The 10,505-nt window shown below is 60.7% G+C and carries 5 protein-coding genes; 4 read left to right on the forward strand and 1 reads right to left on the reverse strand.

What is annotated here, in order from left to right; translation table 11 throughout:
- Positions 1–1,488: 1,488 nt before the first annotated feature.
- Genes ACGLHR_RS48435 through ACGLHR_RS48450 form a run of 4 tightly spaced genes read left to right on the forward strand, consistent with a single transcriptional unit; the run spans position 1,489 to position 9,968 of the window.
- Positions 1,489–3,555 carry a CHAT domain-containing protein gene (locus ACGLHR_RS48435; RefSeq protein WP_400102851.1) on the forward strand — a complete coding sequence of 689 codons (2,067 nt, stop codon included), beginning with the start codon at positions 1,489–1,491 and terminating at the stop codon, positions 3,553–3,555.
- On the forward strand, positions 3,552–7,196 hold the full coding sequence (locus ACGLHR_RS48440) for a hypothetical protein (RefSeq protein WP_400102852.1): 3,645 nt from the start codon (positions 3,552–3,554) through the stop codon (positions 7,194–7,196). Before ACGLHR_RS48435 ends, ACGLHR_RS48440 begins: the two co-directional genes overlap by 4 nt.
- Before the next feature lie 22 nt (positions 7,197–7,218).
- Positions 7,219–8,535 carry a hypothetical protein gene (locus ACGLHR_RS48445; RefSeq protein ID WP_400102853.1) on the forward strand — a complete coding sequence of 439 codons (1,317 nt, stop codon included), beginning with the start codon at positions 7,219–7,221 and terminating at the stop codon, positions 8,533–8,535.
- A complete protein-coding gene (locus tag ACGLHR_RS48450; RefSeq protein WP_400102854.1) occupies positions 8,532–9,968 on the forward strand; it encodes a hypothetical protein in 1,437 nt (478 codons plus the stop codon). Before ACGLHR_RS48445 ends, ACGLHR_RS48450 begins: the two co-directional genes overlap by 4 nt.
- A 169-nt stretch (positions 9,969–10,137) precedes the next feature.
- Here the strand turns inward: ACGLHR_RS48450 and ACGLHR_RS48455 are convergent.
- Positions 10,138–10,505: hypothetical protein (locus ACGLHR_RS48455; RefSeq protein ID WP_400102855.1), on the reverse strand; the 368-nt coding region annotated here is incomplete at its 5' end.

A 10,505-nucleotide genomic window follows, 5' to 3' on the forward strand; every position in this document is an offset into this window, starting at 1 on the left:
GGCTACATATGCGCCCAAAAAATAGCCGAAACCCAACGGTGGCGCGGGTTCCGGCGAGTTCAGGGGCCAAAGTTAGGTCTAGCGTTGGTGCCGCCATGCCGGTGAACTCGACGGTGGTGAAGGTGGCGGCTGGGGCCGGCGCCGGCGCCGGCGCAGGCGCCGGAGTGGGTGCGGCTACGGCGTCGTCTCAACCGCCGCAGCCCGCCAGCAGGGCGAGAGACCCTGTACCGAGCGGCAGCATCGGCGCGCCGGCGTGAAGTTTCAATGCCTTGCGGCGGGAAGCGGTCTGGCGCCGCCCCGGGCGGCTTTTTCATGCGAGCTAGGCTAACGCTCGGGTTGGGGGCTGCTGATGGCCACGGCAGTCTGGCTCTCGAATTCGAAACGGACGACCGTGTGCGGAGCCTCAGCCGAGGCCCGGGGGCCCGCTGGTGTTGGCGAGATGTTGCTGCCGATCATCGGCCTTTTCGGCGCTGGCCCTGCCTGACTGCGCAGGACTGACGCATGTGGGGTGACCATGACGACTGACCTCCTTTATCTCGCCTGCTGGCCACTGGCTGTGGTGCTGGCCTGGGACGGTTGTCGGGCGCGACCACATCCTAGGACGCGACGATCGCCGCCGGAACCGCGCGGCGACGCCGATGCGTTTCAGCCTGTCAGATTTCACGCGATCGCTACCCCTCACTGGGGGTAGGATCCTCTCCGCCAAGCCCATCTTAGGGACCGATACCCCCTGTTCGTCGGGCATCAGTTGGGCGCCATTTTGGCCCAAAATTTGCTAAATTCCGTGAGGACTACAAGAACAACAGAGGAGACCACGGGTGCCAATCCTTCAAGAAATCCATGCGTGCTCAATCCATGCTTGGTCCCAGAACATGCAACCGTGGCGTCAGGACGCGATCGCCAGGCTCCACGCCAACCGAGCGTTGCAGCCCGCCGCTTACGACGACCTTTACGCTGTGGCCACCAAAGCCGAATCGGATCTCCCCGATCACGAACAGCGAACACCGGAGGCCTTAGCGGTCGCCCAAAGTCGCGGCATTTATGGCGGAAATTGAATTGGAAAGTCAGCCTATCGACGCGTTCAAGCAAGCCTGCCGAGCTCGCGCTCAAAGTGAGTAAGTTCGAGCAGGACCCAGCCGCGACGATTCACTTCCCTGTTTCTGATCCCATTGAGCTCATGGGAGATATCGAAACAATTTGGCAAATGGCGAGGTTGAGGTCGGAATGAAAGCCGTTGCAGCCAGGCGACAATGAACCGGCATGGCCAGATCCCCAAAGCGGTCTTGGCAGCTCTCTCGCGGATGGGGGAGCGGGCATATGCAGATTGGGCTGGAGGGTTCGCATGTGTTGGGAGGACAGGGGCAAAGGGATGAGAAGACGAGAATTCGTGCTGACGTGTTGTGCTGTGCTTCGTCTGGGGCCTGCCTGTGGCGAGGCCATAGTCGAGCTGCTAAAAGGCTATTTGCCTGTGCGCATCGAGGATCATCCATGAAGGGCTATTCAGAACTCGAGATCGTGATCCAGCGAGATGCACTTCAGGGGTTTCAGGCCAGTGCCCGGCAGCGCTTGGATGAAGGCGACAACATCACGCCGTTCACTCGCGTCACGCTCGACGTCAAGGACGCGCGACTGTTTTCAGGAGATCCCCTCATATCGGGGCGCGTCCTGTCCGATGCGCTCTTAACGCCTAACGAATTGCGCGACGCTTTCGTGGCCGCACGGACCCGATCCGCCGAACGCGGCCTGTCTTTGCGAATTCGTTTGCGCGTTGATCCCAGTGCGTCTGTCCTGCACAGCCTCCCGTGGGAAACGATCGTCGATCCGGAAGATCAGACAACCTCGCTGTTGCGCAACGGCTTGTGCATCTTCTCCCGCTATCTCTTCACGCGAGAGTTTCGGCTGCCGAGGCTGCGAGCTAAGCAGGGCATCCAAGCGCTGGTGGTCGTCGCAAGCCCGCAAGACTTGTCGGGTGAATTCGCGCACATCGATGTGGCCCGCGAGATCGGGGTCGCGCAGAACGCGCTACACCCCCTGCCGGCCAGAACGCTTGCTGGGCGCGGCACTCCCACGCTGCAAGCGATCGTAGACGGCGTGCGCGATGGCGCAGACATCCTGTACATGGTGTGTCACGGTGCCCTCGGGCCAAAGGGAGCTGCGTTGTGGCTGGAAGACGAGTCGGGGAATGGCGCCCTCGTGACCGGCGAGGAATTCGCAGCACGCATCGGAGCGCACGAACGCACACCAAGCCTGATAGTGCTCTGCTCCTGTCAAAGTGCCGGTGTCGGGACGCCAGCGCGCGATTCCTTGACGGCGTTGGGCCCAATGCTCGCCAAGGAGGGTGTGCCGGCCGTACTGGCAATGCAGGGCAAACTGTCTATGGCGACGGCCGGACAGTTCATGCCCGCGTTCTTCAAGCAGCTCGCGAATCACGGTGAGGTGGACCGAGCCGTTGCCGCCGCCCGAGCCCAGCTCATGAACCACCCGGACTGGTGGATGCCTGTGGTATTCACGCGGCTGGACAGCGCACGCATTTGGTACCCTCCCGGCTTCGGCTCGTCCGAAGACAGCCTCGATCCTTGGGACTCGATCGTCAGTAACCTTAAGGCGGGAGCCTGCACGCCAATCCTCGGGCCGACAATGAACGAATCGCTGTTCGGGTCGCGTCGGGAGCTCGCTAGTCTCTGGGGCGAGACATATCGCTACCCCATGAGTGGCCGTGACATAGAGGATTTGCCTCAGGTCGCACAGTACCTGGCCGTCACGCGCCAAGGCGCCTATCCACGCCGCGAGCTTTATAAGAACGTGTATCGGCGCATTCTCGACAAGTACCCGGCCGACGTGCCAGAAGCGCTGCGCGACTTGGACGAAATGGGGGTGATCGAGAAGCTCGGCTCATTAGTGTCTGAGGTGGGCAGAAAAATCCGCTCACGCGACCCGGTGGATCCGCATACGGTACTTGCTAGCTACAAGCTTCCCGTGTACGTGACAACGGACCCCAGCGACCTGCTGGTCGATGCGCTCAAAGAGCAAGGTGTTGCTCCCCGGGTGCGACTGCTGCGCTGGAACGATGCCGCCGAACGCTGTGACGACCAGTACGTCGGCGACGCGCCTGCGGCCGCACCGGCCAAGGCGACGCGTGAGTGGCCCATCGTTGTGAAGTTGTTCGGCGACCTTTCGGAACCGGCCTCACTGGTTATCACCGAGGACCAGTTCTTCGATTATCTTACGAAGGCGGCTTCTACCAAAGACACCGTACCGCCGGCCGTGCGCTTCAGGCTGAGCGATAGCGCGCTGCTGTTCGTCGGGTTTCAGGCCGACTCCTGGGATTTCCGCGTTCTGTTTCGTAGCCTCCTGCAGCTTGAGGGCAAGGACCTGAGAGCCGACTACGAGCATTTCTCGGTGCAGATCGACCCGAACAGCATCCTCGACCCAGGCAGCGCCCGCCGCTACATTGAAAAGTACCTGCAGGCGAAGGCAAAGCTACGCCTCTATTGGGGTGATGTACCCACCTTCATCTCGGAGCTGAGAGCCCGTACGCAGGGGATGCACCCATGACAGCCCCCTATGTCGGACCCGGACCCTTCGGCGGCGATCAGCATCTGTTCGGCCGAGACGCCGAAATTGAGGAACTGCAGTGGCGGTTGGTTGCCGACCGCATAATCGTCCTCTACTCGCCGTCCGGCGCCGGCAAGACTTCCCTTCTGATGGCGAAGAACGGGCTCCTGTCGCAGCTAAGTGTGCGTTTCCACGTGCTACCGGTGCTGCGCGTTGGTGGCACGGACGGAACTGATCCGGCAAGGGCGATGCTGCGACAACTTGAGTCGAGCGGCTTCGGTCCCATTCAGGATGGCGACACTCTCCTAATCTACTTCAACCGCATCGCGATCCCCGAAGCGCACCCGCCTAAGCGACTGCTGCTGGTGCTCGACCAGTTCGAGGAAGTCTTCAACAATGGCGCTTCGCTCGTTGAGCAACGCAAGTTCTTCCGGCAATTGGGTGAGCTCCTGTCACGCGAAACCAGTCCTGTATGGCTGATCGTGAGCATGCGGGAAGAGTACTTTTCGTGGCTCGATTCATTCCGAGACGCCGTCCCGACACGCTTAGTCAACACATTTCGACTGAATCTGCTCTCAATGGAACAGGCGATCACCGCCGTGAAGGGGCCCGCCGAGGAGGCAGGCGTTGTGTTCCCGGCGGAGGGGGGCGAGGACGCTGCGACACATTTGGTCCGAAAGCTGAGCATGGTCCGGAAGCGCAGCCTTAGTGGGGTATTCGAGCCCCGGGTTGGCAGCACGGTTGAGGCAGTGCAGCTGCAGGTGATTTGCGTGGACCTTTGGAGCCGCCTCAACACCAATGATCGGCATGTCAATGCCATCCGCGTCTCAGACGTTGTGGACTACAGGCCGGAAACGGCGCTGCAGGACTACTGCGAAAAAGCACTGAGCAAGGCCGCCGCCAGGGCGGCCCGTGCCAGCGCGCTGCGTGACTGGATCGACCAGCGGCTGCTTACGCCCAGCGGCCTCAGGGCGCCAGCGATGATCGACCCGGCAGATAAGGACTGCCCCACGCCGCAGGAGCTATCGGCGCTTGAGGGGGTCCACCTCATCCGGCGCCAGAGCCGGGAAGATGGCGACTGGTACGAGCTGGCGCACGACAGCGTGGCCGGCCCGGTGCGCCGCAGTATTGAGAACTGGCGGACCAAGAACCTTGAGGTGTGGCAACAGCTGGCGCGCGCGTGGCATTTTGGTGGCGAGCAACAGATCTATTTCAAGATGCTGCCCCATCGCGGCACACAACACATTCCCAAGCTGATCGCGGAAAACTCGTACTCCGAAGTCGAAAGGCGGTTTCTCACCGCGTACGGCCTGTACACCCGCCAGAAGTGGCTGTGGCGTGGCATCTTTGCGCTTGTAGCGTTGGCGATTGCCGTATTTTCTTTCCAGTACTTGGAGCAACTCAAGGCGGAAGCCAATCTGCTCGCCGCGAGAAATGCCACCGCCGTCCAAGCCGGTGTGCTCTCCATCCTCGGTAGCAAGCCGAGCCTCGATCTGGGGGCGCGCGCTGCGGTGGCCGGCACCGAGCTGCAGGAAAAGAACGCCGACGTCGTGGCGCTCAATTTCAGGACGATATTAGGCGAATACCTGAACAAGGCCAGGCAGATTGAGAAAGTGGAATCGCTGGGTACCGGCATATCGAAAATGGTCCTATTGGATCGCGGCCACCGTGTTGTTGCGGAGATCGGTTACGGACGCCAGGCGGTGGAAGTGAGCGACACAAAGGGCGATGGCGAGGTCTGGAGGATTGACGCCGACGACTTGACGAGGGTCCACCCCCAAGGAGTTCGCGCTCTGGCCTTGCTTGGCGATGGGAATCTGACTACCGGCGACACCGACGGTACCCTCCAGATCTGGGACGTCAAGACGAGACAGCCTATCGGCACTCCGCTTGCAGCTTCGAGCGGCGAAAATGCGCCGCTGATGCACAGCGCGGTTCGGGCGATCGCTACAGCCAATGGCGTCCTTTACGCTGGACACGAACAAGGCGTGGTGGCTGCCTGGGATTTGACTTCTCCCCAGGCGGCCAATGCGCAGCCGCTATGGACCGCCAGGCTGCCGTCCCGGGTGTCGGGGCTCGCGATCTTCGACGGTGGTGATGCTGTGGCAGCAGCAGATATCTCCAGCGACGAGCAGGTGACGTTGCTGAAGAACGCCAACGGCAAAGTGCAAAGGCTCAAACTGGCTGCCGTTCCCAAGGAAGGGGATTATAAGGGCGCCTTCTACAGCATCGCTGTCAGTCCCAACGACCGATTCATCGCGGCAGGAAACCGGGCCGGCAAAATTCATGTGTGGGACATGGCGACCGGGGCCCATATGTGGCGCATAGACGCACATGACCAGACGGTCGCCCAGTTGAAGTTCCTGCAGAACGGGAACCTGCTGTCGGTGGGTTGGGATGGCCGCCTCAAGCTCTGGACGTTCCCGCTTGGCGGAAAGCTGGCTCCACTCGGCAAAACCGTACTTGAATTCTCACGGCAGTTAATTAGCATGGCCCTGGCGCCGGACGAGCAAACTGTCTTTGTCACAACGGAGAAAGGCGACGTGTTGAGGGTGACCTTGTCCACGGACAAGCACCCGTTTGGGCAATTGCTGCCGAAGCAGGGCGTCATCGCTCGCCTTATTGAGTCCGGAGCGGACCTGCGGTTGATCACGGCCACGCGCGACTCGCTAATGATGTCCAGCCTCGACCGCCGCTCTAGCATGCCACAAGGCATGGTACGCACCTCGCTGCCTATGATCGTCGATACGGCCAGGGCCGAGTCGACGAAGACCTTGTTCGTGGCCCAAAAAGACCAAGTCATCGCATTCCGCGACAACCAGCCGGAAGGCAAGCTGCTTGAAGGCCTTCGGCTGCCTTCCACCGAACGAATCATGTCAATCCATGTCAATGACTCCAGCTCATTGCTCGTGGCGAGAACCCAGACGACAGAGCCCCCGCGCCGATCGCGCACCAGGGTGTGGGCATTGTCGGAGTCGACGCTCACTGCCCTGAGCTGCGAAATGCAACTGCCCACTCCGTTCCCGCGAGCCCCGCGCCTTGTCGCGTTCCGCCCGTCCAGCAGCGACTTCATCACTGTCGAGACCGATACCGTCCTGGTCTGGAGTCAAAAGGCAAACTCATCGGGGTGTCCAGAAATTCAAGAGGGTTCCTACAGGATCCCGAAAGTGCGAGGCGAGATCCAAGCCATAGCGTTCGATCCGAGCGGCAAAACCCTCTGGGTCGGTAACTTCACCGGGCAGCTGTATTCGGTTGAGCTCGATAACACGGAGCCGCAGGTCTCGCTAATTAAGGACGATTCGACAACCGTGCCCAGCGCGCTGGCCGTAAGCGCCAATCAGACTGTCGCCCTGGGAGACACCAGCGGCAGGCTTTATGTGATCCAGCCTGGCTCGCCATTACCTATGCAGGTCGGGCAGGACTTCCACGACTCGCAGATCACGTCACTGGCGATTTCCAGAGACGGAAAGTGGTTGGTCTCATCGTCCGACGCCGGCACAGCTGTCTGGGACTTGCGCATGGAAACCTTGATAAAGAAGGCGTGTGAACTGGCAGCTAATCGTTCCTTCAATGCTGCCGAGAACGAGAAATATTTCAAACGCGTGTCCGAAAAGCCGACCCCGTGTGCTAAGTCAGATTGAGGACGTTTTAAAGGAGACCTCCATGCCTTACCGCAAGATTCCTGGAACAGCTGCAAGCTATTTTCTCGTAGCCGTGAACGAGAACGGCGCCGAAATGCCGAAGGATCCAGACTTGCCGCAGGGCCGGATGAGCGACTGGGTGATCCAGTCGCTGTCACAGGACGCTATTACCGATGTGTTCCTCTGGAGCCATGGCTGGAAAGGAGACGTGCGCGAAGCTGTCGACCAATACGACCGCTGGATCGGAGCCTTCGCAGCTCGGGCCGGCGACCGGGCGCAGATGCTTCAGAGGAAGCCCGGCTTCAAGGCAGCGCATGTTGGCTTCCATTGGCCGAGCCTCGCTTGGGGCGACGAATCGCTACTGACGGGCGATAGCTTTGCCTCTGAACCAGGCATGAGCATTGAAACCTTGGTGGATTTCCACGCTAAAGAACTGGGTGACTCACAGGCCGTGCGCGCTGCACTGCGCAAACTGTTCGACGAGGTACGCACCAATGCTGCCGCGGATGCCTTAACCTGCAAAGCGCGGGAAGCCTACCTAGAATTGGACAAAGCGCTAGCGCTCGGCGAGGGCGGGCTGCCCGGGGACGGCGCAGCTGACCGCGCGCCGTTCGATCCCGACCAGGCCATCGTCGACGAAGCTAGCCCAGCATTCGGCGGAGGCAACTTCGGCAATCTCCTGCTATCACCTCTGCGGCAGTTGACGTTCTGGACCATGAAAAAACGAGCCAAGACTGTTGGCGAGAACGGTCTGCATCCATTGCTGTTGAGAATGCAGATGTCCTCCCCCGAACTGCGCATCCACCTGATGGGCCACAGCTTCGGCTGCATCGTCATGAGTTCGGCGGTAGCCGGCCCTGGTGGCGCCAGCCCGCTAACACGTCCGATCGATTCGTGCGTACTAGTGCAAGGAGCCATGTCATTGTGGTCCTTCGCCTCTTCCATTCCGCTCCAGGGCGGCATGGCGGGGTATTTCGGCAAAATCGTATCTGATGGAAAGGTCGGTGGTCCGCTGGTGACCACGCGATCGAAGCACGACTACGCAGTGGGGAGGATCTATCCGTGGGCCGCCGGAGTGGCCAATCAAGTGGCGTTGGCACTGCCGCAGTTCGGCGCCATCGGTGCCTTCGGGATCTGCGGAATTCCTGCAGCCGAAAGCCTGGCAATGAAGCCCGAGGCCGACGCGTATGAATTGGCGGCCGGCCGCATCTACAACGTGGACGGTAGCACCTACATATGCAAACTCGATGGTGTGTCGGGGGCGCATAGTGACATTGCTGGCCCCGAAGTCGCCCATCTCATCTGGCAAGCAGCCATGCCCGCCGGAGGTGTCAAATGACAGACGAAGTCGAAGGGCCGTGCCCATTTGGCGTGCATGCTACCACCGGCCGGCCGCTGGAAGGGGCACTGACCAGCAGGGACGTCGCACAGTTGCTGGCCGAGGAAGATCACGGCCGACGGGCCATCGGAGGGCCGCATCCCGTCAGGGTTACCTATTCTCTGCAGTTCGGGCTAGACCCCAACGAGCTCAAGGACGCCGGGTGGGGCCTGATCTTTGAGGCCGGCACCGATCCGGCGCCCTACTTGGAAGCCTTGACGGACCTCGTCGAATTGCGGCGCCAAGAGGCAGAGAATAGGTTCCGAGTCTTCTCGGGCGCGGACGGCTATCGACCTGGAGAAAGTGCAAGCGACTGGCTTACTCGTCATGGCGCGTCTCTCATTCAGATCGACCCTGACTACGGCGTGCCGTATTACCTTGTCATCGTTGGGTCGCCATGCAGCATTCCCTTTGCGTTCCAATATTCATTGGACATTGTGGCCGCGGTCGGGCGGCTGGATTTCCCGTCGCTCGACGGATTCAAGGCCTACGCGCGTAGCATCGCAATGTTCGAAAAGGACACGACCCGCATGACGCGAAGGTGTATCGAGCTCTTCGCTACCTGCCACGACTTCGATCGCGCCACCCAGTTATTCACCAAGAACGTGGCCAAGCCCTTAAGCGCTGGCGATGAAATGCGCGGTCCCCTGGGGAGTCGGTATGGTTTCTCGGTAAGCGCTTCCCTAGGCGACCGATCGACCAAGGCGAACCTGATTCGTATCCTCGAAGAGAACAAACGCGCACCGTCGATCATCTTCACCGGCACACATGGCATGGCCTTCGATGCCACGGACACGAGGCGGCTAGACAACCAAGGGGCGCTGGTCTGCCAAGACTGGCCAGGATACGGCAACATCTCAAGTGAGCACTGGTTTGCCGCGCAGGACGTTCCACTGGATGCGAACGTACATGGGCTGATCCATTTCTTCTTTGCCTGCTATGGCGCGGGCACACCCGAGTTCGATAACTTTCAATTCGAAGCTCCGAACGTGCGGATTGCGTCGAGCCCAATGACGGCTCGCCTGCCGCAAAAGCTCATGACGTTGCCGCAGGGCGGGGTGCTGGCCTCCCTTGGGCACATCGACCGGGCGTGGGCGTCTAGCTTCCAGGGTAGGCGCGGCGCCGCCCAGACCCAAGGGTTCCGGGAGGTGATCGATCGGCTGCTCGCAGGGCAGCGGATCGGCTTAGCCACGGACAATTTCAACAACCAGTGGGGCGTGTTGAGCACCGAGCTGGCTGACATGCTCAGCGACAAGGCCTACGGCAAAGCCCTACGTGAGTCCGACCTGCTGGCATTGCGGATCGCGCGTGACGACTGCCGGAACTATGTCGTCCTGGGGGATCCCGCTGTCAAACTCAGGCCGGAAACTCTCCCTCCCCCTTATGACCTCTAGACGATGCAATTGAGACGGCAGAGCAGGGAAGCTAGGAGGCTGAGCGGGACGTGGCCGATGAGCTGCAAGGGCGCCTGTTCATCGACCTGTCCGATGGGCCGGGCCAGCGGGCGCCAAAAGTGCCTCGCAGATTGATTCCCTCAAGATGAGTGGGCCCTACATGCCGATGTTAGCGGCGGCCTAAATCCGCGCATAAATGGTGGCAAGGTGCGGCAATCAATAAGGGACCCACGCGGGGCCCCTTGTTGGCGAGGAGGTTGTTGTGCTGCTCGGGGTAGCTTTGATTTCGGTGCAATTTGCGACGGTTCGCAAGCCCAGCATCAGCGCGGACGGGTCCTCGTAAGCGATTGATTAATAGAGGATTTCTGTTTGGCCATCGATCAACCGCAAACGGCGTCATTGCGAGCTCGATTTCAGCCCGCAGCGCTTGTTTTGGGTGCAGTTTGTGACGGCAGTAGTTGGTGTCCCTTTGATTTCGGTGCATTTTACCGGGATAGCTGCCCCTAGCATTCATGCGGGTTTCCGGGCGATTTCGTG

The sequence above is a fragment of the Cupriavidus sp. CuC1 genome (genome assembly GCF_044627735.1).
Taxonomy (GTDB): Bacteria; Pseudomonadota; Gammaproteobacteria; order Burkholderiales; family Burkholderiaceae; genus Cupriavidus; species Cupriavidus ulmosensis.